This is a genomic window from Bacillus sp. T3 (assembly GCF_033449965.1).
Classification (GTDB): Bacteria; Bacillota; Bacilli; order Bacillales; family Cytobacillaceae; genus Bacillus_BU.
The window spans coordinates 3773941-3799275 of the sequence record NZ_CP137761.1; the positions used below are offsets into that span (position 1 = coordinate 3773941).

Genomic DNA, 25335 nt, shown 5'->3' on the forward strand with positions numbered 1-25335 from the left:
CTCCTGACCTTAGATATTTATCAAAGATAAGCCCTTGTAATTTCATATGGGTTTTCTATCATTACAACAGAATTGGAAAAGACAGGATAATCCGCCTTTTCCAAATTCTTTTACACCGTTATCGAACTTTTACTTTTTTCATTTCCTCAATTAAAATAGGCACCACTTCAAACAAATCGCCTACGACTCCGTAATCAGCAATTTCAAAAATAGGGGCATCTGGATCTTTATTGATTGCGACGATAATATCAGATGAAGTTATTCCACCAATATGCTGAATGGCTCCTGAAATACCACAGCCAATATAAAGCTTTGGTGAAACCCGTTTACCAGATTGTCCAATTTGCAGCTGTGGAGCCATCCAGCCTGCATCTACACAAGCTCTGGTGCCACCTACCGCTCCTCCCAAAACAGAGGCTAATTCAGTCAATAGAGCAACATTTTCTGCACTCCCTAATCCTCGCCCGCCAGCAACCACTACTTCAGCTTCTTCCAATTTAATTCCCTGTCCTACTGATTTAATAATCTCTAAAACTTTTGTTCTGATTTGATCCGCATGAGTTTGAATGGCTTCTTCAATAACCTCAACAGTCCGCCCTTCAACAGGTTGTCCTTTTCCATATGAACCCGCACGAACCGTACCAATCTGCGGTCTTGTTTCTGTGAAAGTAACAGTAGATAAGAGATTTCCGCCAAAAATCGGTCTAGTCCATCCAATTTTTCCATCCTCTACAACTTCTACTGCTGTACAATCGGCAGCAGAGCCTACTTGTAATCTAGCTGCTACTCTCGGTAATAAATCCCGACCATTATTGGTAGAGCCCATCATTAATACAGCAGGTTGATACTTTTCTACTAGTTTTACAATAGCATTTGTATAACTGTCCGTATTATAGACTTGGTAATTTTCACCCTCGACTACAATCACTTCATCAGCGCCGTACGTCATTACTGTTTTTACAGCTTCCTGAACATATTGACCTATTACAACTGCGACTACCTTTTCTCCACTTGGCCCCGCAAGTACTTTACCTTGGCTAATAAGCTCCAAGTCTACATTTTTCACGCTTCCGTTAGCTGCTTCAATCACTACCCATATATTCTTAAAAGCTTGAATATCCATGTTTACCCCTCCATCCTAAATGAGCTTTGCAGCTACTAGATTTTCAATTAATTTGAGTGCTGAATCACTGCCAGATGCTTCTTGGATTTTTATTCCAGCTTCTCTTTTTGGAGGAGCAAAAGTTTTTATTACTTTTGTAGGTGATCCTACACCGACCTTTGTTGCTTCGATTTCTAAATCTGCCGCAGTTAATACTTCAATTTTCGCTTTATTTGCTGCCATTTTTGTTTTGATCGTGGCTAATCTTGGCTCATTGATAGAATCTACTACGGTACATACTGCTGGTAGTTGAGCTTCAATTACTTCATATCCCTCATCTGCTTCACGATTAACGATTATGGTGTCACCTTTTGCCTCAATTTTGGCCACGTACGTAACTTGGGCGATTCCAAGTTGTTCAGCAATTTGGGCCCCAACTTGTCCCGCATCTGTATCTGTCGCTTGATTACCACAAATGATTAAATCAAAGTTACCAAGCTTATTTATCGCGGCAGTCAAAATGGAGCTAGTTGAATAGGAATCTGATCCTTCAAAAGCCGCGTCATTAATTAACACCGCTTTATCTGCCCCTACGGATATACATTCCTTTAAAGCAGATGTGGCTTTATCTGGTCCCATTGAAATAACGGTTACACTGCCGCCGTTTGCTTCTTTTAATTGAACAGCTGCTTCAAGCGCATTTTTATCGTAAGGACTGATGATATTAGGAGTACCATCTTTAATTTTTCCTGTTTCTACATCTACTTTTAGTTCCTCTGTATCTGGCACTTGCTTAATACAAACTAACAGTTCCATCGTTTTTTCCTCCGTTCATCATAAATGGTTGCTTCATTGTTTGAGTTAATCCCTTAACATATCTCTCGCAATGGTTACTCGTTGAATTTGATTGGTTCCTTCGAAAATTTGGAATACCTTTGAATCCCTCATTAATTTTTCAACTGGATATTCCTTACTAACTCCATATCCACCAAATATTTGAACGGCATCTGTTGTGACCTTTACAACCGTATCACCACAGAATGTTTTTGTAATAGCTCCTTCTCTTACTACTGGCTCCCCTTTATCCATCAATCCCATTGACCATTGAACTAAGTTACGGGCAGCTTCGGTTTGAATTTCCATGTCTGCCAACATCATTTGTACAGCTTGAAAATCACCAATTGGCTTACCAAATTGTTTTCTTTCCTTTGCAAATTTGATTGATTCATCAATTGCTGCCTGGCAAATACCAACTGCTAATGTACCAACGAACGCTCTTGATACATTTAATGTATTCATAGCAATTTTGAAACCATCTCCTTCTTGACCAAGTAGATTACTAGCAGGTACTCGAACATTATCAAGAATTAGATCTGTAGTATTGGATAATCTAAGTCCCATTTTGTTTTCATGACTACCAACCGAAAGACCTGGGCGGTCCCTTTCAACAATAAATCCAGAAATCCCCTTGGCGCCTTTGCTTTTATCTGTGACGCAGAATACTACATATACACTTGCTACACCGCCATTGGTTACAAAACATTTTGTACCATTCAGTACATACTCATCTCCGTCTTTTACCGCTGTAGCTCTAAGTGAAGCGGCATCCGTTCCGGCATTAGGCTCAGATAATGAAAAGGCTCCAAATGCGCCCGGAACGATAATATCCGCAAATAACTTTTTCTGTTCGTCATTTCCTGCAAAAATAACCGATCTTAAAGCAACGAATGTTGTAACTAAGGAGATTGCGAAACCAGCATCCACTTTAGCTAATTCTTCAAAAACGATGGCAGTCGTTTTAAAATCTAAACCTGAGCCACCAAATTCTTCAGGAATTTCTAAAACATGCAAGCCCATTTCAAAGGCTTTTTGGAGTATTTCCAATGGGAATTCACCTGATTCATCGAACTCTTTTACATAGGGCTTTAATTCTTTTAATGCAAACTCTTTAACCAAATCTCTTAAATCTCTTTGTTCTTCCGTTAATACATGTCCCATATTTCAGTCCTCCATATCGTATGAATCTCATTTTTTTCTTAGGTTTTTTAAATTTGGCTGTTGATTTCCGCTCCAATCAACAAAGTGCTCAAAATCTATATTGTTCTTTTAAACTTGTGTTTTTTAATGATTAGCCTTCTCTGAAGATTATCCCTACGCCTTGTTCCGGATAATTCCACGAATAACCTTCAACCCCTTGGTTTAATCGCTCACAAATAAAACGGCAATTCCCACATTCCAAGCAACCAACATGATCAAAGCTTAATTTATCGTTAACGGTATCCCACTTATATCGTTCAGCTGGGCAACAGGTAGTGCAAGCTCGATGACTACAAGTTTTACAAGCCTCTCGATCAACAATAATATGGGGATTATGATCATCACTGTTGAAGCGATTTTTTGCCAATCGATCATCCATAGAGAGCGTTTTCATAGGGATTTCACCCCTTTTACAGCATCCTTTAAGACATTGAATACAGGCATTTTACCTTTAATTGAATCCTTGACTATGTTCATTACCGATTTAGCAGGATCCCCATTGACAGTGAATAGATTCTTCATTAACCCTCCTGCAATATCAGGATAGGTAGTAAATAAGTGTTTTGAATACCCTATATAGTCATGTGAGTTTCTAAACGTTTTTAAATCTTTTAACACGACTTCATTTAGCTTTTCTTCATAAAGCTTCAGAAAGTTCTTAGAAAAATTATTCGCCTCAATTGCTTCAATAGCTGTTTCGGCTGCTGCAATACCTGAAAGAATCGCATAATCCATTCCTCGAACTGTAAAACCTCTATTTACAACCAAACCTCCAGCATCGCCTGAAAGGAGAAAACCATCCGTATAGAGCTGAGGAAGTGAGTTAAAACCTCCTTCAGGAATAAGATGAGCTGAATACTCGATTAATTCTCCACCTTCAATATATCTTGCTATAGCCGGGTGCTGCTTAAACTCCTCTGCAAAATCGGCTATTGGGAATTTCGACTTTTTCCAGCCATTGGAATCAATTACGAATCCAAGTGAAATGCTTTCTTTATTCGTATATAAGAATGCGCCGCCACTAATTCCTTTTGTACACTCACCTGCACACAACAAGGCGGTTCCTTCACTACTTACTGTATTGAAGCGATCATTAATGACTTGTTCAGGCAATTGATATAAATACTTAACACCGACTGCAACGTCCTTCACATTAATAGGCTTAATCAATCCAGCTCGTTCTGCAACGATAGCATTTACTCCTTCTGCACTTATGACTAGATCAGCTTCAATTTCCTCATCTCCAGTTTTAATGCCGCACACTTTTCCATCCCTTATGATTAAGCCATCAACTGTTGTACCAGGAATAATCATGGCTCCCTCTTCTTCGGCCTTTGCCGCAAGCCAAGGATCGAATCGTCCTCTTAGAACGGTATAAGAATGTTGGGTCATAGTAGGAAACAATGAATCGATAGACATGCAACTATCTGGCGTCATCATCATGATCATTTCACGAGTAATATCGCGTTCAAGGGGAGCGTCTTCCCATGCACCTGGCATCAACTTTTCAAGAGCATGAGTATAGAGGCGGCCACCTGTCATATTTTTTGCACCAGGTTCGCTTCCCCTCTCAACTACCATCACTTCAATGCCTGCTTTAGCCAGTCGATAAGCAGCTGCGGATCCAGCTAGGCCAGCACCTATTACAATTACTTGAAACTTTTCATCAGACATAGCAACTACCCTCCAATAATGAAGTTAATATCCAATTAGCACTACGTAATTATTCAATTAAATTACTACACTATTACCTTGACTATTTAATAGCCAAATTATCTTTCATTTGCTCAATAAACTCTACGGAGTATCCATATTCTTTTAACACTTCTTCCGTATGGTACCCTAACGGTTTAGATGGAATCATATTTGGGTTTCCTAAGCTTCTAAACCTTACTGGATTTGTTGGTAAAATGACTTCATTTCCAGATGGATATTGAATTTTTCTTATACAATCGTTAGCCCACGCTTGTTCGTCATTCACAATTTCTTCCATTGTGTATCCTTTTTCATTAGCAATATCGTTTTCCTTGAATAATTTCATTAATTCATCAAGGTTCTTTTTGGCTAATTCAGTTTCAATTATTTCAATAATTTCGCGGTTTTTCCCTCGCTTATTTACTCCTTCAACCGTGCAATAATCTTCATTACCAATTAAATCTTCTCTACCGATCATCTTCATTAGCTTAGGAAAGTCTCGATTATATTCAGGTGCGCAGAAGAGGAACCATCGATCATCCTTGGATTTATATGTATTATTAAATGGATTAGCCACTTCTTTTCTGCTTTTTGGATATTCATTCCCGTATTGAGAAGATACAATCGCGATGTTCATCATAAAGAGTGCAGTATGGTGAAGACTAACCGTCACTTTGTCTCCTAAGCCTGTTTTTCCTCTTGCATAAAGAGCAGCACCTATACCTGATACTAAGCACATGGTTGCTTGAAAATCACCATAAGCATTTACCTCATTTAAAGGAGATTCCCCTTTTTCAGTCATGGATGTCAATATTCCGCCACGACAAACATAGGCAGTTGCATCAAATCCAGCAGTATCTTTTTCAGGGCCATTTTCACCAAAACCTAGAATTTGGGCAAAAATCAATTTAGGGAACCTTTTACTTAGTTCTTCATAAGAAAAACCTAATTTTTGAAGGGCTTTGGATCGATAACTTGTAACAAGAACATCAGCTGATTCCAAAAGCTTATAGGTTGCTTCTTTTCCTTCTTCTGTTTTCAAATTCAAACTTACAAATCGTTTGTTTACATTCGCAATATCAAATGCTGGATTCTCCTCATCGCTATAAGGCATATTAAAAACACCAGCCTGCGTTCTACTAGGGTCTCCTGTCAGCGGCTCAATCTTAATGACTTCAGCACCCCACTCAGATAAAACTCTTGGGACAGTCGGAGCAGCGTAAAAACCAGTCAATTCAACAACTTTTATACCTTCTAAAGGTTTCATATAGAGTACCTCCCTATTCATATTTAATTAACATTAAATAATATTTGGATTCGGGTTTAGATCTAATTCACTCCACTTTTTACCTCAAAAATCTTTTGTTTAGATTCAATAGGTTTAATCTTAGCTAATGTTACTAAGAATACAGCGCCTATAATTGCCATAGCTGAGCCTAAGTACATCGCAGTTTCATATTTACCGGATACGTCGATAACATAGCCAGTTAATATTGGAGCTGTGATACCAGCGCATGTACCAATAAGACCATACAAACCAACGATCATACCCGCATTCTTTGGAGCAAGAATAATTGGAATAGAGAAGAATCCACCTTGAGTAAGAGTTAACCCTCCCATTGAAACTGATAGTAAAAGGATGGCTGTAGTTAGACTGCTTGTCTGAGTCGCAAATATCAAGGCAATTCCACCAAAGATTAACCCCGTAACAGGGAACAGTTTACGACCAATATTTTGACCAAATTTCTTAGCACCCCAGTCAGCTAACATCCCGCCAATAGGATAGGTAAATACTGCGACTAGATATGGAATCATTGTAGCGTAGCCTGCTTTGGATAAGGATAAGTTACGTCCTTGTGCAAAATAGGTTGGTAACCATGTAAGCAGCAGGTAAAAAACATAGTTATAACAAAAATATGCTAGTGTAGCTCCCCATACTGATACACTTCCATAGACTTCTTTCGTGGTTAGCACCACACCTGCAGTTTCCTTAGTACCCTGACCAGATTTGATATATTCTACTTCTTCCTTACTAATATTTGGATGTAGTTCCGGTTTATCCTTACCAAACACCCACCATACTAAGCACCAGATTGGACCTAGAACAGAAAATAGGTAGAAGATAGTTTGCCAGTTAAAATTCTGGATTAAATAGACTCCAAGAGGCATTGTAATCGCAACTCCAAGCGGAACTCCGATGAGGGTGAATCCTTGCGCTCTTCCTGCTTCCTGACGTGGCACCCATTTTGATACCATTGATGATGCGGATGGTAAAGTTACTCCTTGCCCAACTCCTACCATGGCCCGAATAAAAACGAAAAGACCAATCGATCCTGCAAAAGGGCTAAGTAACGTAAATAGTGACCAAACCAATGTTCCAACAACGATGACTTTACCTGCACCAAATTTATCAGCTAAAAAACGGCAGGTAACATTGTTAACGCGTAGCCTATGAAAAATGCAGTTGAAACTAAACCAAACTGTGTTGCGCTCCAGCCGTAGTCCTCCATTATCGTTGAACCGGCAATCGAAATACTAGATCTTCCAAGATACATAAACGTATAAGCTAAAACCAAGATAAAGACGATTAACCACCGTTTATTGCCTACCTTTGAAGCCATTGTTATTCCTCCTTTTATTTTGTGTTCTTGATATCTTATTTCTCTTTCATCTTAAAATAGGCACTTTCAAATCTCTAATTCTTAATTTTTAGGGATTTGGGCTGATTAATAGTAATTGTGAATGTGTTCACAACACTGACAAAAACGTATTGTAGAAAAAGAATGTGAATTGAGGGTTATTCAAAAAATATCGAAAAAAACAAGGCTTACACTTCTATTAATAAAATTGAACTTTCTTTGACAAAACAAAAAAAGCCGTCGATAAAACCGACAAGCTTACGAATCTTATATGAGTAAAAATTATTCGATCAATTTTTCCATTTATTCTTATGTAAAATAGGTTTTCATGTTCCTTAAAGTGAATTTTGTCGAATTTTGTATTATTTGTGAATTGAGTCTACAAATGATAGCAAGATATCAATCTTGTTGTAAAATAGGCTCAAAGATACAATGAAAAATTTTAAGTTACTCCTCCATAATAATTTATTAGTATAACAATTTCGCGTTCAGTTCTTTCCAAACAAAACGAAAATCAACTCTAGGTACATTACATCTAATTCATTAACCCCAAATTCTTCTGCCTTTATCAGTGATTAAAGCGATTAAAAGGAGAGTAAACACAATGAACCTTTACCAATTGTATTATTTTAAAACGATGGCAAACCTTGAGCATTATACAAAAGCTGCAGAAGAGCTCTCTATGACACAACCAAGCCTAAGTAATGCCATTTCTGCTTTAGAAAGTGAACTGGAGATTCATTTATTTGAAAAACAAGGACGCAATGTTAAATTATCTAAATACGGGAAAAAACTTTTGCCTTATGTTGATAATGCTATAGCAGAGTTAGAAACTGGGATCAAAATGGTTAAAGAAATGAAAAGTGAAGCAAACAGCTTGATCACCCTTGGTTTCATCTATACACTTAGTTCAGAATTTATCCCTAACGTGATTAATTGCTTTAGAAATAAAACACAACAATCCAATATCAATTTTTCTTTAAAAGAGGCCTGGACAAAAGATGCATGTACAGACAGTTTAGTTAAAGGCTTAAAGGAAGAAAAATATGATCTCATTTTTATTTCACTCATACCGAACGATCCAGAGATAGAATTTGTTCCTATTTTTGAGCAAAATTTAGTTGTTCTTCTTCCAAATAATTGTCCACTTTCCAGTCAAACCTCTGTTGATTTAAGAGATACAGCGCCCTATCCAATCATCCATTACTCAGGAAAAGTTGGATTAAAAAAAGAAATAAATCGCCTGTTTGATATGGTTGACATGGTTCCGAATATTTACTGCGAGGTAGAAGATGAAGTATCGATGGCAGGTTTGGTTTCCGCTAATGTTGGAATGGCAATTGTTCCATATAACCCTACTTTACATAATTATCAAGGAATCAAAATTCTCCCAATCAGTAACCCTTTCTACTCAAGAAAAATATATATTGGGTACATGAAAAATCGATACATGTGTTCAGCTGTAAAGAAATTCAAAGATCATGTAGTCGAGACAGCAAAAATTTACAATTAGTTATAAAGCTTTAGCTCATTCCATTCAGGATAGTAAAAAAACAAACGATAAAAAGCCACTTGTATTGTAAAAAAAGTGGCTAATTTATTCCATATTCCGCTAAATTATGATCCTAAATTTTCGGAATAGGATATATATATAGAAAGAGAAAAAGAGAGTTTTTGGGCATTAAAATTTTTAGGTTGATTCTCCTTTTTAAAAAATAATATAAGGCAATTAACGACATTATTTATTTAGAGAACTTAATCATCCTATTGTCAGCACGATATGAAGGTTTAATATCGTGCTGACATCTTTTCTAAGGGAACCTCTAACAGACCCCTTGATTTGATATAAACATAGATGATAAAACCTCGTTTGCAACGAAAAACACACTGTAGACATGGGCTTTCGTCACAATAGACATAGGCGTCCTCGTCCGCTAACGGGAATACCATGGGCGGCTGTTTCTTTGAAGTAACATACTTGATATACCCCCGGAGAAGGTTTTAAGTAATATCCACTCTGGTTTGTCAAACAGTTGTTTTGTCTCCCAGAATACTTGGACCGCATTCTGATTGTGACCGCCAACAATCTGATAGTCAACATTGATCTCGGATAACACATCCTCCAATTTAAGCGGCTTCAGCCGTTCCATAGTTGCGTTGCAGCAGACCGGCTCTTGAGGTGGCACGTTGTAATCTAACCCTTGATATAGTCCACCGCAATGACTACAGCGGTAAATAACGATATCAGGACATTCCGGCCAAGGTTTTCTTGATGCCTTACTTCTTAGCGGTCCAAATTCCCTTTCTACCAATTTCCAGCCCTCCCTGTTAGTCGAGCTACCTTTGTAAATAGAGGGGCATCGGTATAGTTCGATGCCCCTCTTGCTGTACTAAAAGTTTTTGGATTAGTCCTCGTACTTTAAGACTCCACCGTGTTTAATTGTTTGGCGTGAAATGGTAATACGTTGTACAGTAGGAGTACCTTCCTCTAACCACATTGCACGAGCATCGCGGTACAATCGTTCAACCGGACCATATTCACAGTCTTCGAAGTAGCCAATACCACCGAAAATTTCAAGCATCTCATCACTAACTAATTTAGTGACATGGATACTAAATAATTTACACATAGCTGCCTTTTCTTCAATATATTCTCCTTCAGGATCCACTTCGTAGTCCTTGGCAAAATCACGAACCATTGTACGAAGGGCGTGAATATAAGTAGACATGTCGGCAATCTTCATTCTAATAGCCTGACGTTCAATGATCGGTTTGCCAAAGGTAACGCGATCATGAGCACGTTTAATCGTCATTTCTAACATCCGTTGAGCCATTCCTAAGTTGCTGGCCGCGATATGGACACGAGAAACAGATAGGGAATGAATTGCAATTTCAAGACCCTGACCTTCTTTTCCTAAAAGAAATTTCTTGTTAACTCTCATGTTAGTAAACTTAAGGCCTGTATGACCCGAACCACGCGCACCCATCATGTGTGGCATAGGAGTAAGTTCATATCCTGGTGTATCCGCAGAAACCATGAATGTTGAAAGGCGGTTGTCTTTATCGCCATTAGGATTAGTAACACATGTAATATATGACCAGTTGCTACAATCAGTGTGGGAGATTAAAAACTTTTCCCCGTTAATAATGTAATCGTCTCCGTCCTTGACAGCAGTTGTTTGAATATCCATCCCTGTGCCGCCCTTTTCCTCGGTAACAGCCCAGTTGGTGAAAATCGTTTTATCTTGGAACAATGGCATGTACTCTGCTTTTAGTTCTTCACTTCCATAGTCGTAAAGTGGACGCCAGTTCAAATCCATCGCATAGTGTAAATGCATGCGCATTCCACCTGGTCCACGGCTAAATTCTTCTTGAAGCTCTAAAATCTGCTGCTCGGAGAGGCCCCAACCGCCGTACTCTACTGGAAGAGGTGCACGATAAAGATCATTTTTGATGTTTGTTTCATAGAATTCCTCAGGAAACTTATTTGTAACCTCGATTTCTTTTTGCATTTCATCGTACCGGCCCTCAACCAATGTACGAATCTGCATCTTATAAGCCTCAAATTGTTCTGGGGTTAATTTACACTTATTTTCCGTTAACGTTAATGTGCTCATGTTTTCCTCCTTATTTGTGCTTAAATTTTTTATGTACTTTTCTGTACATCTAAATTATATCAAGGGCAAATTTCTAAAACTAATTCGTATTTCATTACCTATACTCACTATTAATAGAAGGAACGAATGAATCCCATAGTTATGATGTAGAAATGGGCATTTTGAGTCTAAATTTACCTTTAAACATAAATTCATATATCCAATAACTAAATAAGTCCCGAAGAAACAAGGAGAAGGATTCTTGTTTCTTCGGGACTTCTAATTATTTTCGTTATTTCATTCCTGTTTTAAAACAGAAGTTTATTCATTTCATCCACTGGCATTTCTTCTCCCGTCCAAATTTCAAACGCTTTTGCCCCTTGCCAAAGCATCATTGCTAAGCCATTAATCGTGCGGCAGCCCTGTTCTTCTGCCATTTCTAATAGTCTTGTTTTTTTGGGAATGTAAATAATATCCGACACAACTAGGTCTGAATGTAACATTGTTGGATCAGGGATTACCGTTTCTCCTTCTAATGGTTTCATCCCAACCGAAGTAGCGTTAGTAAAAATGCAGCTACCAGAAATTTCTTCACGTAATTGATCTAAATCGTCAATATCATAGATTTTAACTTTACAGTTTGTTTTACTTGTTATATCAATTGCGGTTTTTTCAGCACGGTAATAAAATTCATCCTTTTTATTAAAAATGGAGATTTCGCTTACTCCATCCAATGCTGCCTGAATACAAATAGCAGTAGCTGCGCCACCGCTACCTGCAATCGTCATTTTTTTCCCAATAATATCGATGTTCGCTTCTTTCAACCCACGCATATACCCTATTCCATCCGTAATATGGCCCGTTAGAATACCCCCATCATTTACAACCGTATTAACAGCCCCTGCAAGTTCCGCTGCTGGCGACAGTTTGTCTAGGTATTTACACACTAAAGTCTTGTTAGGCATCGTCACGTTAAATCCTCGTACATTCAGGGCACGAAGACCTTTCAGAACGTCTGGTAAAGACTGATTCCCAATCTCAAAGGCTAAATACACATAGTCTAAACCAAGTCTCGTGAATGCTGCATTGTGCATGGTCGGAGACAAGCTATGAGAGATGGGTGTTCCTAATAACCCGATTAGTTTTGTTTTTCCGGTAATCCGTGATGTCATGTTGATTCATTCCTTTTATGCTAATTTCCAAAAATAGATTCCCCACTCAATAATCCTTAGGTTATACATTAAGCTATACTAAAAATCATTATTAAAATAATATAAGGTAGGAGGAAAATCCCTCCTACCACTTTTTCATAATTAACTATTATTTGTCAAGAAAGACAAGGTTTGCGGAGTCAATTGATTAGTATGCTCCCACTACAAACGGTGTTTCGTGTCTCTCATTGCCATTGCCTGATGCTGGTTCAAATGCACCTATTTTTTCTAATGTTGTAAGAATGTTTCGCCCTTCACGGACACCATCCATAATTTTTCTTGTTGCCCAACTGTCTCCAATATTTACAACTTCAACATTCTTTTGTGAATAATAAGCTTGTAAATCGCTTAAGCCTGGATTTTCCGGTCTCATGCCCAAGCAGACAAAGCCGTAATCAAAATCGATAATGGATTCTTGACCGTTAAATTTCACTTTAAAATGATCTTCTGCCACTTCTGTTAATGCAGTACTTGTATGAACTGCAACATTCTTTTCTTCTAACATTGACATCATTGATAGTCTAGTAATAACGTCTAAATCTTTTCCAAGTAATGGCATCATTTCAACGATCGAGCAATCTGCGCCTTTTTCTGCGAAGAATTCAACCACATCAAGTCCTACCGCGCCACCGCCAATGACAGCGATTTTTTCCCCTTCAACATTAGGAATTTCGTGAATCTTGTTTAACAAGCCAAAAATAGAGGCAACCTTTCCGCCTTTATCAATATTCTCTAACAAACCTTTAATTGGAGGAAGTAATGGTTTAGATCCTGTAGCATTTACAATCACATCAGGCTTAAAGGTCTCAATTGTTTTAACATCTGCTTTCGTATTCGTAAACACGATTAGGTTTGTTAATTTTTCAGCACGTCTAATAAGATACTCAGGGAAATCGGCGATTCTTCTCTTATCTGGAAATCTTGAAATTTCGCCTGCTAAACCGCCAAGATAAGATTTCTGTTCAAAAAGAATAGTCGTACAGCCCACTTCAGCTGCAGTACAAGCGGCTTCAAGTCCGGCAGTTCCACCACCAATGACAACCACTGTGGTTTGTTTTTTGACTTGACGTGCTTTGTATTCCTCGCCATTAAATAAGTCCGGATTGATTGTACATCTAATTGGGCGGTTTAACGCAATACGATGGCCAGCACACCCGATGTTACAAGAGATACACTTTCTGATTGAGTCTTCTTGTCCGCTTTCTACTTTAGCTACCCAGTTTGGATCGGCAATTAAGCCACGTCCCATACCAATTAAATCAGCTGCACCTTCTGCTAAAATCTTTTCAGCAACCTTCGGATTTCGGATGTTTCCTGTAGCAATCGTTGGTTTATTAAATTTCTCTTTTACAGCTTTGGCCATATATGAACGCCAACCATCCTGGAAGATTCATTTGGTCGATTTGAAATTGCAAAGTATCATTTAAGGCAGCTGAAACGTTAAAAATATCCACTTCATCATTTAAATACTCTAAAATATTTAAGGTGTCTTCTAATGTGTTTCCACCTTTTACGAATTCCTCAGCACTAAATCTTAAGCTGATTGGGAAAAATGGTCCTACTTCAGCTCGGATTCGATCAATAACCATTCTCGTAAATCGTGCTCTATTTTCATAGCTTCCACCAAACTCATCCGTACGTTTATTGTATACAGGTGACAAGAATTGGCAAAGTAGATACGAGTGTCCAGCATGAATTTCAATTGCATCAAAACCAGCTGCTACAACCCTTTTTGCTGCCTTTCCATATTGTTCTACGATCTCAAGAATCTCTTCTTTTTCTAATGGTCTCGGAATAGCCCCACCTTTTTTAGAAGGAATATCTGAAGCTGATACAGGCTGACCGCCAATTCTTTCCAGGTACTGCTGATGCTCCAGAATGATTAATTTGGATCGCTACTTTTGCACCGTGATTGTGTAATTTTTCTGTTAATCTGTACATCGCTGGAATAAACATATCGTGATCAATACGAAGCTGTGTTGTTCCATTTGAACCTTGTGGGAAGGCCACACAAGCATTTTCAATGATGATTAATCCAGTGCCCCCTTTTGCTCTTTGCTCGTAATATTTAATATGATGATCATTGAATTCTCCATTTGCACCAGCAAAGTTCGTTCCCATTGGGGGCATAACAATACGATTTTTCATTGTCATTCGTTTAATAGTAAGTGGTGAAAAAATAGTCTGATACTCAGTCATTTTTCATTCCTCCAAATTGGTAATTTCAAATAAGTTTGTGTCTGAATTGTGAATGTATTCACAAATAATGACGTAGTTTGTTACACATTTCACATTCAATCTAGTAAATGTTTATGATTTTTATAAAGAGATTAAAGATACAAAAAGGTTTGTTAATCTCTTCACAAAGTTAATGAAAGCTTCTATAGATTTATTATATTTCCTCTGCTATCATAAATCTAATTCATATTTAAAGCTTTATTCATAGAATAAAACTATAATTTAGGATCATACTAAATATCAAATTGATTGTGAAAGGAATTGGGGCAAGATGAATTTACGCCAACTTCAATATTTTCGAGTATTGGCCAAGATGGAACACATAACCCAAGCTGCAGCAACTCTTTCCATTACTCAGCCAAGTTTAAGTCATGCTATTTCGGAAATGGAAAAAGAACTAGGAACTTACTTATTTGAAAAACAAGGACGGAACATTCGACTGACTAAATACGGACGGTTTTATCTTGATTATGTAAATCGTGCCTTGGAGGAGCTTGAAAAGGGCGAAAAAAAACTGCGAGAATTGACAAGCCCCTCTCACGGTTTAATTGATTTAGCCTTTATTTATACTTTAGGGCCTCACTTTGTCCCAACTATGATCAAAGCATTTTCTGAACAAGAAGCATTCAAAAACATTTCATTCTCCTTTCATCAGGGGACGACAAAGAATATTATTAAAGATTTAAAGGAAGAAAAATTTGATATCGCTTTTTGCTCTTTTGTCGAAAATGAGCCAGACGTTGACTTTGTTCCGCTTGTCGAACAAGAACTGGTGGTTATTGTTCCATTCAACCACCCGTTGGCTGCCTTTGATAGTATCGATTTAAGAGAAACCGCTCCTTATCCATTCGTTTTCTATAATGAAGGAAGTGGAATACGGCCCATAATTGACAGTTTATTTTCTAAAGTAAATGTAACTCCCAAAATTGCCTGTCAAGTCGAAGAGGACAATGCCATGGCAGGACTTGTATCTGTCAATTACGGTATCGCAGTTATGCCCCGGATTTCCTCTTTAGACCATTTCAATGTCAAGATATTAACAATCAAAAACCCTGCCCATCAACGCTTTATTTATATCGCTAGTATAAAAAATCGTTACCTGTCTCCTGCAACATCTCATTTTCGCAATTTCTCGATTAATTATGGAAAGGAGATTTACTTACAAACAGGCAAACATGCATAAAGAAAACTCGTCGACTGGCGAGCCTGAAAGGCGAAGACAGAGGCGTAGTTGCGCTTATACTTTTATCCCAAAATTTTCCACTACGTCGAATATGCATCATAGCTGAAAATTTATACTTTCATAAAGTGTAAAAAATCCAGTGCCAAATTCAGGCACTGGATTTTTCAATTGAATTTGAATAAAACTAAATGATTATGCTACTTCTCCAATGGTCACTTTCTTTTGGAAAAACACTTTAATGTAACGATAATTAACTACGGCAGCACTAATTATACCGACTAAATTAATGAAAACGGCAAACCAGAAGATTTCTGTTACATTTCCATCTTTCACAATCAAGCCAGTAATAAGTGGAACAATTGTATAGGCTAGAGAGGTCGATGTATACAGTGCACCTGTGATTTGCCCCTTTCTTTCTCCGAAAAATTCATTCATAACCGTTAGGGCTAATTGTAGAACCCCTGAGATGGAAAAACCAATCACAAAAGAAATGATAATGATACTTATTGAAGACTGAAAAACGAATAAAGATAAGAGTGCGATAATCGAAATTACCTGGGTAAATAAGCAAAACCGTGACTGGCTTAACAATTCTATGCAGAACAAGCACTAAAGTAATTACTGAAGCGAGTGAACCAATACTATAGTAGCTTAATAGCTTCAAGGAATTTGCTTCGTTTAACCCCACTACCTCCTGCCCAAAGGTTGGCAGCCATAGTTGGAGAATATAAAGTAACGCCTGGCCCGTAAACCCGATGATAATTAGGCAAACGCCTTCTTGCCAAAACTTTGGTTTGCTTACATAGTTCATTTCTGGATTAAGTTCATTTTTCACACTGTTTTGTCCTTGTGCAGATTGACTAGGAAACTTCATTTTGCTCAAAATGATAAAACTGAACAAAAAGACAAGAGCTGGCAAGAAAAACGAGTATCCATAATAGATTTCATGGTTCATAAAATAAACAATAATAAGTGGTAAAAGCGTTGAACCAACTGAAACAAATCCTCTCACTAACACAGTTGCTGAACCAGGTGTTTTTGGAAAAGCTTCCATTAGTGCTGGATATGTTCCTGAGTCTGACATCGAAATAGCCACTCCGGCAAGAAATGAAAATACAACTGCAACCGGAACACTTGGACTTAGAGGGATCCCAACCAAGAAAACAATAAATAATATAGATGCGCCCAAAACGAAAGGTTTTCGACCAAACTTATCAGATAACACACTGGCAATATACAATGTTAATAGTCGGCCCATACCCATGGCTGCAACTAGAAAGCTCACACCTGATTTATCAGTATTTAATTGTTCGGACAAAAAAGACATATGTGAAGCTAAAATGATGTTTACCATACCAAAAAGAATATAATTTATATAAAGTCCAGATACAGTACCTATATATTTATTTCCTCTCATGATCAAGTCCTCCTTTAAGTCAAAGTTTACGTACAATTTACTGTGGAATAAATAGCTATCAATATAACAACCCCATTAACACTATTAACAACATTGAAATAATTTTATATTAAAATCGCGATTAGATTGAGATAGGTATTTACAGCTTTGTGAATTCCATTTATGTAGACACAAAATAGAAAAAAAACCGTCTACTTTTCATCACTATTTACTATTGTAAACTTTGTGAATTTGTGAGCAAGTAGTTTTTAAAAATAAGGCACTTTCGGTTTGACCACATTCGGGACCGAAAGTGCCTCACTACTACTAGTGTAGTGATTAACTTAAACTATAGCTGATAAAATTAAGCACTCATTTTTAATGCTTTTTCTTGCGGTTTCATTACTTTACGATAACGTACATTTACAACAATCGCAAGTAGCACTCCTACGAAGGCAATCCCAGCATCAAAAACGATAATGCTCTCAACACTAGTCTTTGAAAGGATTCCAGTTACAACCGGGATCGTAAAGGAAGCTAAACTTGAAGATGTGTACACAATACCTGTAATTTTACCTTTCCCTTGTTTGAAGAACTCTGCCATTACAGTTAATGCTAATTGTAAAACTCCTCCTGCTGCAAAGAAACCAATTAAAGCTGCGCCGATTACAACCATTGTTGGAGTTTGAACTTGCCATATAGCCAATAATGTAATAAAGGAGACTAAAGGGTAAATTAACACAATTGTCACTGGTTTAACCAAACTCTTAACTAGATAAGATGTAAGAAATACAGAAGCTAATGAACCTAAACTATAATAACTAATTAACTTAAGTGCCGTTACTTCAGGCATTCCTACTACCTCTTGACCATAGGTTGGAAGCCATACTTGAATCAGATAGAAAGTTGCGGTAGCTGTATAACCAATTAGAATGATTGCGAGACCTTCAACCCAAAACTTCGGTTTCGATGCAAATGCTGTTTCTGTCTCAGCTGCTCCTTCGTTGCTTGAAATCATCGATGGGAATTTCATTTTAGCAAGGAAAATCCCATTCAGTGCAAAGATAGCAAGTGGAATAATGAAAGAAATACCATAGTATAAATCATTGTTAATAATAAAACCGATAATCATTGGAAGAGCAAATTGACCGCCAGAGATAAAAGCTTTGATTATTACGTTTGCAGTACCAGCTGATTTTGGGAAAGATTCCATTAAGGCTGGATATGTTCCTGAGTCTAAAACTGAATTCGCAATACCTGCAATTAAGGCAAAAACAAAAGCAACTTGGACATTCGGGCTAAACAATATTCCAATAAAGAACAATGCGTATATCCCCATTCCGATTGAAACAAAAGGCTTACGACCGAATTTATCAGATAGGGCACCTGATAAAAATAATGCAATTAAGCGGCCAATCCCTAATGCAGAGATGACATAAGCTACCCCAGCATTATCTGTGTGAAGCTGCTCAGTTAAGAATTTCATGTTTTGAGCTAGGATAATTACGCCCATACCATGAACAAAATAGTTAATATAAAGGACAATTGCTGTTGGTAAGTACCTGTTTTTCATGGGGTACAACTCCCTTTTCATTTTTTGAGGGCAAAAGTTTAAAACATTTGCTCTTTCACATAGTCCACAGGCATTTCTTGACCTGTCCAAATCTCAAATGCTTTCGCACCCTGCCATAGCATCATACCTAAGCCATTTAGCGTTTGACATCCAACTTCTTCAGCCATTTCAAGAAGCTTAGTCTTACGTGGAATATATACAACATCCGATACAATCAATTCTGGGCGAAGCCAAGAAACATCTTGAATCAGGCTTTGATCTTCTAAAGGTTTCATTCCAACACCCGTTGCATTTGTTAAAATGTCACTGCTAGCAATTTCAGCTTTCAAAGTTTCAATATCATCAAGGTGATAAACAGTTGCTTTGCAATTTACTTCTTTCATCTCTTCATTAATAATTCGGGCATTTTTTTCAGCTCTTGCAAAAAATTCATCATCACGGTTAAAGATTGAAATCTCAGCAACTCCGTCTAATGCTGCTTGAATGGCAATCGCTGTAGCTGCTCCCCCTGCACCGAGAAGAGTCATTTTCTTTCCAACCACATCAATTCCGTTTTCCTTTAATGATCGCATATAACCTGTACCATCAGTAATATGACCGATTAGTTTCCCATCTTCGTTCACTACTGTGTTAACGGCTCCTGCAAATTGAGCTGCTGGTGAAAGTTCATCCAAAAGCGGAAGAATTTTTGTTTTATTCGGCATGGATACGTTAAAGCCTCTCACATTTAGAGCGCGCATCCCTGTTACAACATCAGCTAATTGAGCGTTGCCAACCTCGAAAGCCATGTAAGCATAATTAAGTCCCAATTTTCTAAGTGACATATTATGCATTGCTGGTGATAATGAGTGACCAATCGGGGTTGCTAAGAGCCCTAGTAATTTTGTTCTGCCATCAATACGTCCAAGATCTGCCATGAAAAGTTCCTCCTACATTCTTTTTTAGAATTGATTTCATTTTGAATTTTTGTAAAGCTATAATTCGAACATTTTGTGAATGATTTCACATACTTGTCTATAAAAAATCTTTGTTTCGATCATTCACTAGGGGTATTCATTTGGTACATCGTCTTGATGAATTGAGTATAAATCATAAAAATATATAAATCTAATTGAAAATTACATCATTATTCATAGTTTTTATCTATGTTTTTGATCCACCTAACGAATTAGAACAGGACACCTTCCCATTCATGAATCCTTTAAAATAAGGGAAGATAACAAGTTCATATGTCCTCTTCCCTTACAAAATTACATGCTTTTGTGTAGAATTTCCAACACTGTTCTTAATTCTGCAACAGGAATTTGTCCTGGGGCAGAAGCAGCTTTTCCAGCACCAAAAGTGAATGCAGAACCAAATACTTCTCCAGCCAAACGACTGATCACTCCTGTACCTCCCATTGACATGGTGATAAGTGGTCGATCCGCATATTTTGTTTTCATCGTATTTGTTGCGTCGATTAATGTGATTACATCTTCAATACTTGTTGGCATTACGGCAATTTTCGGGATATCTGCCCCGTATTCTTGCATTTTGCGTAGACGCTCAATGATTACTCCCTTTGGAGGCGTTTTAAAGAAATCATGGTTAGACATAATGACTAAAACCCCATTCTCTTTTGCCACCGACACAATTGCCTTCACATTCTCTGCTTCATTAAATAACTCTACATCAACAAAATCAATGTTTCTCGTACGAATGGCTGTCTGATTCAGTTCAACATAAAAACTGTCACTGATCTCTTTGTTACCACCTTCTTTATGACTTCTAAAAGTAAAAAGAATCAGTGTTTCAGATAATTCTTCGCGTAATTTTGCAATCATTTTTTTTACAGCGTTTAAATCTTCTACGTGTTCATATATATCAACACGCCATTCCACAACATCAGGTTGTAAGTCCTTTACTAATTTTGCTTCTTCTAATATTTGTTGCTCAGATACTCCTACTAAAGGGACAATAATTTTGGGAATTCCTTCTCCAATCGTCATATCCTTTATAGTCAGTGTGCTCATAATCTCACTCACCCTTTTTAATTTATTATGGCTAAACAATTATCTTCCTAATTAACTTTGTGAAATATTGTACAATCTCATTATGCTACGACTCTTTTTTAAAGTCTAATTCATATTTTTCGTAATATCCATAGAAAATAACTATATATAAAAAAAGAAATAATCTCCTACCCATATACAGTAGGTCGATTATTTCTTTTGCTTAAATAGATTATATTTTTGCTAATTCTAACATTTTTGTAACAAAATCTTCCGTCTCTACCTCGAATATATTCTTAATTTTAGCCCAAATCAATTCATCCTCATTTGACAGAAGAATAAGGTTTACTAACATACGTTTTTCAGTTTCCGATAATATCGTAGAATCAATTCCTAGGATCAAATCGATGGCATCATATCCTAACGCACTTAACATTTCATCATTGATAGTGACCATACTAACACTCCTCATCAAGCAATTACGTCAGTTTCCTTCATGTTTATGGTACATACTAAATGAATTGCATGACGACAAGCAACTGCCTATGAAAAATGTCATAATAAATACAAAGTTTATTGAACAATTTCTTATAACTAATGTTGGGCTCAAAAATACTAGCTTTTTATATATTAAATTTCAATTGAACTTTACAACACGATAAAATATTAAAGTTACCTTGGTTCATGTAACTCCCAAGCTAACTTTAATGAATCGACAATATAATCGGCGACCTCTTCACTATCATGGTTATCCGTTTCAACCTTTGAATGGTGAACAGAGTAGATTTCTTGCCGTTTATAAAATAGCTCTTCTATTTCTTCAATCGATTTTCCTTGTAGAACTGGTCGGCTATCAATAATTAAACTAATTCGATCTTTCCAACCTTCCCAGGACAAGTCTAAAAAGAAGACAATACATTCGGATAAACATACCTTTCGAATATCCTCTTGTAAAAAGGCTCCACCTCCGAGAGAAATAATTTTTAATTTATGCTTACATAAGTCCGTAATTAAATTTTTCTCCCTTTCGCGAAATGCTTTTTCACCAAGTTTATTAAATATTTGTGAAACAGGCATTCCATATTCCTTTTCAATTTCTTCATCGACATCGATAAAATCCCGATATAGCTTTTTTGCTACTCTCTTCCCTATAGTAGTTTTGCCTACTCCCATGAATCCTATAAATACGATACTTCTTTCTCTCAATGGGACTTCACGATTGACCAACAGCCTTCAACCTCCTATTTATGAAAAACCTTTCCACCTAATTTTGATTAAAGTGGAGCTAGGCTACAGATTAAAGTCATTATCTTTACTGTCTTCATTATACATCAGTCAATTAATCCATTGTTCAATTATTAAGATAATTTTGTCGAAAAACTTTTTTATTTTACTATAATGCTCTACTAAAAAAAATTAAAAATAAAAACTAACATTTCGATAGATATAATTTAAAAATGGAGGACCCATTCGATGAGCCCTCCTTGCTTAAAAAAATATATTGTATGTTATTTTAATTTGACATTCTTGCCTGTATTTCCGATTCTTGAAGCTGAAAAAAGCCTTTATAGACCTTGCAGTCCCCTTCATCAAAGGTGGCATGTGAAATATAATCACCCTTGAAGGTTTTTAGATTCTCATCAAACACTAAACATTCGTGACCACTTTCAGCTAAATCAAAAAAACTTAGTAGGAGCTCAGGTTTTTTATACGTTTTTTCACGCACTATTTCTTGGGTTTGAGCATTACAAATTTGCAGTTTATACAATTCAAGCACCTCCCAAATGTTTACACATTTAGAATAATTGATTTTGGAGCTAACAAACGCCAAAATTTGTGAATTTTCTAAGAACATCATTATAGGGTTTGATATCCTAAAACGATCTACCATAAATGGATAAAATTTCTTGCTTTAGAAATGACATAAAATTTAATCATGCGCTAGAATTAAATGGAAAAGTCAAAATAAGGGGGATCATTTGTATGGAAAAAATCATGTTTATTGAAACTGGCATGGGAATTGATGTGCACGGTCAGAACATCACAAAGGCAGCAGTACGTGCCGTACAAAATGCCATTCATTTTAATTCAATGCCAGGTATCCGCACTGTCCTACCAGGTAACACAACAGAAAATATGAAAGTAAATGTTAAACTTGCCTTACCTTGTGATATGGAGAAACTGGATGTAGAAGCGGTTAAAGCGGTTTTGCCTTACGGACAAGTGACAGTGGAAACGATGGTGGGTGGTATGCTGACAACAAGTGGGATTGTCCTCGAGGATAAGGGAGACAAAAATGATTTGATGTATATTGCTGTGGCATCGGTTGAAGTTGGGTATTAAAAATTGAAAAAGAGCTCATCCCCTTTTAAATCAAGGGTTGAGCTCTTAAATTAACGATTATTTTCTACCTCTTTTGTATTTATATCTTTCACTACATCTTCAATGGTTACATTTTCGAGTACCTTCTCTAATGCTAGTTGAGCTGTTGATAACAGCGGGACGATCGTATCTTGAATGTTCCGGCCAACTGGACAAGCTGGATTAGGATTTTCATGTACACTAAACAATTCCTTCTCCTGTACAACATTAACCGCCTTATACACGTCAAGCAAGGTTATATCCGCTAAATTCTTTGCTAATTTTGCCCAGGCGATACCAGGATGAACCTCTACTAAGCCTGCCTTTTTAAGCATACCCATAATTTTTCTGATCACAACAGGATTTGTGTTCACACTTTCTGCAATAAATTCTGACGAGTTTACCATCTCTTTATTAAACTCAATAAGAGTAAGTATATGAATTCCAACAGCAAACCGACTGCTAATAGACATCGTATTCACCTTCCTGATCTATTTATAAAAAAGGCTGTGTTAAAGCTTATTGTTGTTTTTGGCACAAGTTGATTGGAGCGGAAGATGCGAAGACTCCTGCGGGAGCAGCGGGACTGGTTAGACCCCGCAGGAGCGATAGCGACGAGGAGGCTCACCGCCCGCCCCGCGGAAAGCGAAGCACCTGGAGCGGAAATCAACACTCTTATTTAACACAACCATAAAAAAGTACGATTTTCATGTAATTAAAGTGATTACATCTTATTATACCTTAATAATTGTATATATTAACAAGAAAAGTTGTTTTTACTCTGTTGACAAAAACAGTAAAAGTAACTATTATGATTACAGGTAATCAAAATAGTTACAACTTAATCAAAAATCTTACTAATTCATATTGGAGGAATAGAAAATGAAAATATTAGTAACGGGTGCAACTGGGAAACTAGGCACGAAAGTAGTGGAGTCTTTATTAAAAACAGTTCCAGCAAGCGAGCTGGCTGTTAGTGTTCGTAACCCTGAGAAGGCAGAAGCATTGCGCGCTCGAGGTGTAGAAGTTCGTCATGGAGATTTTGACCAACCTGAAACATTGACATCAGCATTTGCTGGAATTGACCGTTTATTAATCATTTCTGCAGATGGTGACAACGAAACAAGAATTCGTCAGCACACCAATGCCGTTGCTGCTGCGGAGCAGGCAAAGGTACAATTCATCGCTTACACAAGTATTGCCAATGCAACTGAAACGACAATGTTCCTTGCTCCTCCTCATCGCGCTACTGAAGAAGCGATTTTAAAAACAGGAATTCCATATTCCTTCCTACGTAATAACTGGTATCTAGAAAACGAAAGCAGTGGCATTCAAGGTGTATTAGCAGGTACTCCGTGGGTGACATCAGCCGGCTTCCGGCAAGGTGGGTTGGGCATTGCAACAGGATTATGCAGAAGCTGCGGCGGCTGTATTGGCTGGGGACGGACATGAAAATACGGTCTACGAGCTTTCTGGAAAACCAGTGACTCAAGACGAGCTTGTTGCAATCCTTAGTACTATTTTAGGAAATGAAGTACCTATTCAGCATGTTGATGACACAACTTATGCAAGTATCATGACAAGTGCTGGATTACCTGATTTTCTAATTCCTTTTCTAGTCGGTATCCAACAAGGTATTCGCGAAGGATCATTAGAAATTGAAAGCAACGATTTTGAAAAGCTGCTTGGCCGACCTGCAACTCCTATCAATGAAGGGCTTGCTCAAATTGTAAATGAACTCTCAAAATAAAGCATAAAATAGTTTCGATAAATGACCTTTCTGAAATTTAATCAGAGGGGTCTTTTTGATTCATCCCACCTTTTAATAAATCCTCTCTAAAATTTAAAAAGGAACAAATGAATTTTTTAAAAATTTTTTCTGTAAATTTATGTGAATAAATTGGAAATGACCATTTTTCTAAAAGAATCATCGATCCAATCCAGTCTTTACACCAACACACACTTCTTTAAAATATAGAACCTAATAAATCTTCGTCGTTTATGAATTTGTTTTTTTATCCAAATTGATAACAACTTTTTTGTGTTTTTTGCGGAAAATTTGTATATTTTCACTAAAGTTTTAACTACTGTAATTATTTGGTAAAAAATTCTTAACAATTGATGGAGTTTTTTTATGTGTTAATTTTTTAAAATATTATTCTAGGTTAAATATTATTTTCCACTCAATTTACAATTACATATTTTCACCATCATTTCTGCAACTATCATGTTTGTTGACCTTTTACAAACAGGTTTGTAATATAGTAATTGTTTCTATGTTTATTTAACTGATAGGAATAATCTTTGAACAAG

23 protein-coding genes and 2 pseudogenes are annotated in these 25335 nt (G+C 37.0%); 4 read left to right on the plus strand and 21 right to left on the minus strand.

The genetic code is table 11. From position 1 onward, the window contains the following. Positions 1–118 precede the first annotated feature (118 nt). The 8 genes from RGF10_RS19295 to RGF10_RS19330 form a co-directional block, all read right to left on the minus strand. On the minus strand, positions 119–1123 hold the full coding sequence (locus RGF10_RS19295; protein ID WP_318505043.1) for an electron transfer flavoprotein subunit alpha/FixB family protein: 1005 nt from the start codon (positions 1121–1123) through the stop codon (positions 119–121). 15 nt (positions 1124–1138) lie between these two features. Next, positions 1139–1918 (minus strand): electron transfer flavoprotein subunit beta/FixA family protein, encoded by a 780-nt coding sequence (locus tag RGF10_RS19300; protein WP_318505044.1) that lies wholly within the window; start codon positions 1916–1918, stop codon positions 1139–1141. A gap of 45 nt (positions 1919–1963) precedes the next feature. Further along, positions 1964–3100, minus strand: a complete 1137-nt coding sequence (locus RGF10_RS19305; RefSeq protein ID WP_318505045.1) for an acyl-CoA dehydrogenase family protein — start codon at positions 3098–3100, stop codon at positions 1964–1966. A 130-nt stretch (positions 3101–3230) separates the two neighbouring features. After that, positions 3231–3533: a ferredoxin family protein gene (locus RGF10_RS19310; RefSeq protein ID WP_318505046.1), complete on the minus strand. Its 303-nt coding sequence runs from the start codon at positions 3531–3533 to the stop codon at positions 3231–3233. Then, on the minus strand, positions 3530–4813 hold the full coding sequence (locus RGF10_RS19315) for an FAD-dependent oxidoreductase (protein ID WP_318505047.1): 1284 nt from the start codon (positions 4811–4813) through the stop codon (positions 3530–3532). Before RGF10_RS19315 ends, RGF10_RS19310 begins: the two co-directional genes overlap by 4 nt. A gap of 82 nt (positions 4814–4895) precedes the next feature. Beyond that, complete coding sequence (locus RGF10_RS19320) at positions 4896–6101, minus strand: CaiB/BaiF CoA transferase family protein (protein WP_318505048.1); 1206 nt, start codon at positions 6099–6101, stop codon at positions 4896–4898. A gap of 62 nt (positions 6102–6163) precedes the next feature. Continuing rightward, on the minus strand, positions 6164–7207 hold the full coding sequence (locus tag RGF10_RS19325; RefSeq protein ID WP_318505049.1) for an MFS transporter: 1044 nt from the start codon (positions 7205–7207) through the stop codon (positions 6164–6166). A 41-nt stretch (positions 7208–7248) separates the two neighbouring features. Further along, positions 7249–7455 carry an MFS transporter gene (locus RGF10_RS19330; RefSeq protein ID WP_318505050.1) on the minus strand — a complete coding sequence of 69 codons (207 nt, stop codon included), beginning with the start codon at positions 7453–7455 and terminating at the stop codon, positions 7249–7251. Between the two features lie 622 nt (positions 7456–8077). Here RGF10_RS19330 and RGF10_RS19335 point away from each other — a divergent pair. Next, a complete protein-coding gene (locus RGF10_RS19335; protein WP_318505051.1) occupies positions 8078–8986 on the plus strand; it encodes a LysR family transcriptional regulator in 909 nt (302 codons plus the stop codon). A 421-nt stretch (positions 8987–9407) separates the two neighbouring features. Here the strand turns inward: RGF10_RS19335 and RGF10_RS19340 are convergent, their stop codons facing one another. The 4 genes and pseudogenes from RGF10_RS19340 to RGF10_RS19355 all read right to left on the minus strand — a co-directional run bounded on the left by RGF10_RS19340 (position 9408) and on the right by RGF10_RS19355 (position 14479). Then, positions 9408–9785 (minus strand): hypothetical protein, encoded by a 378-nt coding sequence (locus tag RGF10_RS19340; RefSeq protein ID WP_318505052.1) that lies wholly within the window; start codon positions 9783–9785, stop codon positions 9408–9410. Between the two features lie 93 nt (positions 9786–9878). Next, positions 9879–11090: an acyl-CoA dehydrogenase family protein gene (locus RGF10_RS19345; RefSeq protein ID WP_318505053.1), complete on the minus strand. Its 1212-nt coding sequence runs from the start codon at positions 11088–11090 to the stop codon at positions 9879–9881. Positions 11091–11377: 287 nt separating this feature from the next. Continuing rightward, on the minus strand, positions 11378–12241 hold the full coding sequence (locus tag RGF10_RS19350; RefSeq protein ID WP_318505054.1) for a shikimate dehydrogenase: 864 nt from the start codon (positions 12239–12241) through the stop codon (positions 11378–11380). A 187-nt stretch (positions 12242–12428) separates the two neighbouring features. After that, positions 12429–14479: pseudogene (locus tag RGF10_RS19355) on the minus strand (FAD-dependent oxidoreductase). Between the two features lie 310 nt (positions 14480–14789). On the opposite strand from RGF10_RS19355, the gene RGF10_RS19360 reads away from it, so the two are divergent. Further along, the gene (locus RGF10_RS19360) at positions 14790–15701 is read left to right on the plus strand and encodes a LysR family transcriptional regulator (protein ID WP_318505055.1); all 912 of its coding nucleotides are present in this window, start codon (positions 14790–14792) and stop codon (positions 15699–15701) included. Between the two features lie 192 nt (positions 15702–15893). Here RGF10_RS19360 and RGF10_RS19365 read toward each other — a convergent pair whose 3' ends face one another. From RGF10_RS19365 to RGF10_RS19400, 8 genes are all read right to left on the minus strand, one after another. Continuing rightward, complete coding sequence (locus tag RGF10_RS19365; RefSeq protein WP_318509576.1) at positions 15894–16247, minus strand: MFS transporter; 354 nt, start codon at positions 16245–16247, stop codon at positions 15894–15896. Further along, positions 16129–17118 (minus strand): MFS transporter, encoded by a 990-nt coding sequence (locus tag RGF10_RS19370; RefSeq protein ID WP_318505056.1) that lies wholly within the window; start codon positions 17116–17118, stop codon positions 16129–16131. The genes RGF10_RS19365 and RGF10_RS19370 overlap by 119 nt, the downstream gene beginning before the upstream one ends. Before the next feature lie 343 nt (positions 17119–17461). Beyond that, on the minus strand, positions 17462–18670 hold the full coding sequence (locus RGF10_RS19375) for an MFS transporter (protein WP_318505057.1): 1209 nt from the start codon (positions 18668–18670) through the stop codon (positions 17462–17464). A 38-nt stretch (positions 18671–18708) separates the two neighbouring features. Next, the gene (locus tag RGF10_RS19380) at positions 18709–19587 is read right to left on the minus strand and encodes a shikimate dehydrogenase (RefSeq protein WP_318505058.1); all 879 of its coding nucleotides are present in this window, start codon (positions 19585–19587) and stop codon (positions 18709–18711) included. A 333-nt stretch (positions 19588–19920) separates the two neighbouring features. Beyond that, positions 19921–20682: a type I 3-dehydroquinate dehydratase gene (gene aroD / locus RGF10_RS19385; protein ID WP_318505059.1), complete on the minus strand. Its 762-nt coding sequence runs from the start codon at positions 20680–20682 to the stop codon at positions 19921–19923. 211 nt (positions 20683–20893) lie between these two features. Continuing rightward, positions 20894–21118 (minus strand): hypothetical protein, encoded by a 225-nt coding sequence (locus RGF10_RS19390; RefSeq protein WP_318505060.1) that lies wholly within the window; start codon positions 21116–21118, stop codon positions 20894–20896. A gap of 215 nt (positions 21119–21333) precedes the next feature. Continuing rightward, positions 21334–21891 (minus strand): shikimate kinase, encoded by a 558-nt coding sequence (locus tag RGF10_RS19395; RefSeq protein ID WP_318509593.1) that lies wholly within the window; start codon positions 21889–21891, stop codon positions 21334–21336. Between the two features lie 283 nt (positions 21892–22174). Continuing rightward, positions 22175–22429, minus strand: a complete 255-nt coding sequence (locus RGF10_RS19400) for a hypothetical protein (RefSeq protein ID WP_318505061.1) — start codon at positions 22427–22429, stop codon at positions 22175–22177. Positions 22430–22644: 215 nt separating this feature from the next. On the opposite strand from RGF10_RS19400, the gene RGF10_RS19405 reads away from it, so the two are divergent. Further along, positions 22645–23004: a Lin0512 family protein gene (locus tag RGF10_RS19405; RefSeq protein ID WP_318505062.1), complete on the plus strand. Its 360-nt coding sequence runs from the start codon at positions 22645–22647 to the stop codon at positions 23002–23004. Positions 23005–23054: 50 nt separating this feature from the next. On the opposite strand, the gene RGF10_RS19410 is transcribed toward RGF10_RS19405, so the two are convergent. Beyond that, positions 23055–23495 carry an Rrf2 family transcriptional regulator gene (locus RGF10_RS19410; protein WP_318505063.1) on the minus strand — a complete coding sequence of 147 codons (441 nt, stop codon included), beginning with the start codon at positions 23493–23495 and terminating at the stop codon, positions 23055–23057. A gap of 409 nt (positions 23496–23904) precedes the next feature. Here RGF10_RS19410 and RGF10_RS19415 point away from each other — a divergent pair. Continuing rightward, positions 23905–24772: pseudogene (locus RGF10_RS19415) on the plus strand (SDR family oxidoreductase). Positions 24773–25335 lie beyond the last annotated feature (563 nt).

Coding starts and splice junctions, on each gene's coding strand:
- RGF10_RS19315 (WP_318505047.1), bottom strand. CDS start 4,813: ATGTCTGATGAAAAGTTTCAAGTAATTGTAATAGGTGCTGGCCTAGCT.
- RGF10_RS19370 (WP_318505056.1), bottom strand. CDS start 17,118: ATGAGAGGAAATAAATATATAGGTACTGTATCTGGACTTTATATAAAT.
- RGF10_RS19410 (WP_318505063.1), bottom strand. CDS start 23,495: ATGTCTATTAGCAGTCGGTTTGCTGTTGGAATTCATATACTTACTCTT.
- RGF10_RS19390 (WP_318505060.1), bottom strand. CDS start 21,118: ATGGTCACTATCAATGATGAAATGTTAAGTGCGTTAGGATATGATGCC.
- RGF10_RS19330 (WP_318505050.1), bottom strand. CDS start 7,455: ATGGCTTCAAAGGTAGGCAATAAACGGTGGTTAATCGTCTTTATCTTG.
- RGF10_RS19350 (WP_318505054.1), bottom strand. CDS start 12,241: ATGACATCACGGATTACCGGAAAAACAAAACTAATCGGGTTATTAGGA.
- RGF10_RS19375 (WP_318505057.1), bottom strand. CDS start 18,670: ATGAAAAACAGGTACTTACCAACAGCAATTGTCCTTTATATTAACTAT.
- RGF10_RS19345 (WP_318505053.1), bottom strand. CDS start 11,090: ATGAGCACATTAACGTTAACGGAAAATAAGTGTAAATTAACCCCAGAA.
- RGF10_RS19310 (WP_318505046.1), bottom strand. CDS start 3,533: ATGAAAACGCTCTCTATGGATGATCGATTGGCAAAAAATCGCTTCAAC.
- RGF10_RS19335 (WP_318505051.1), top strand. CDS start 8,078: ATGAACCTTTACCAATTGTATTATTTTAAAACGATGGCAAACCTTGAG.
- RGF10_RS19295 (WP_318505043.1), bottom strand. CDS start 1,123: ATGGATATTCAAGCTTTTAAGAATATATGGGTAGTGATTGAAGCAGCT.
- RGF10_RS19380 (WP_318505058.1), bottom strand. CDS start 19,587: ATGGCAGATCTTGGACGTATTGATGGCAGAACAAAATTACTAGGGCTC.
- RGF10_RS19360 (WP_318505055.1), top strand. CDS start 14,790: ATGAATTTACGCCAACTTCAATATTTTCGAGTATTGGCCAAGATGGAA.
- RGF10_RS19305 (WP_318505045.1), bottom strand. CDS start 3,100: ATGGGACATGTATTAACGGAAGAACAAAGAGATTTAAGAGATTTGGTT.
- aroD (WP_318505059.1), bottom strand. CDS start 20,682: ATGAGCACACTGACTATAAAGGATATGACGATTGGAGAAGGAATTCCC.
- RGF10_RS19300 (WP_318505044.1), bottom strand. CDS start 1,918: ATGGAACTGTTAGTTTGTATTAAGCAAGTGCCAGATACAGAGGAACTA.
- RGF10_RS19320 (WP_318505048.1), bottom strand. CDS start 6,101: ATGAAACCTTTAGAAGGTATAAAAGTTGTTGAATTGACTGGTTTTTAC.
- RGF10_RS19405 (WP_318505062.1), top strand. CDS start 22,645: ATGGAAAAAATCATGTTTATTGAAACTGGCATGGGAATTGATGTGCAC.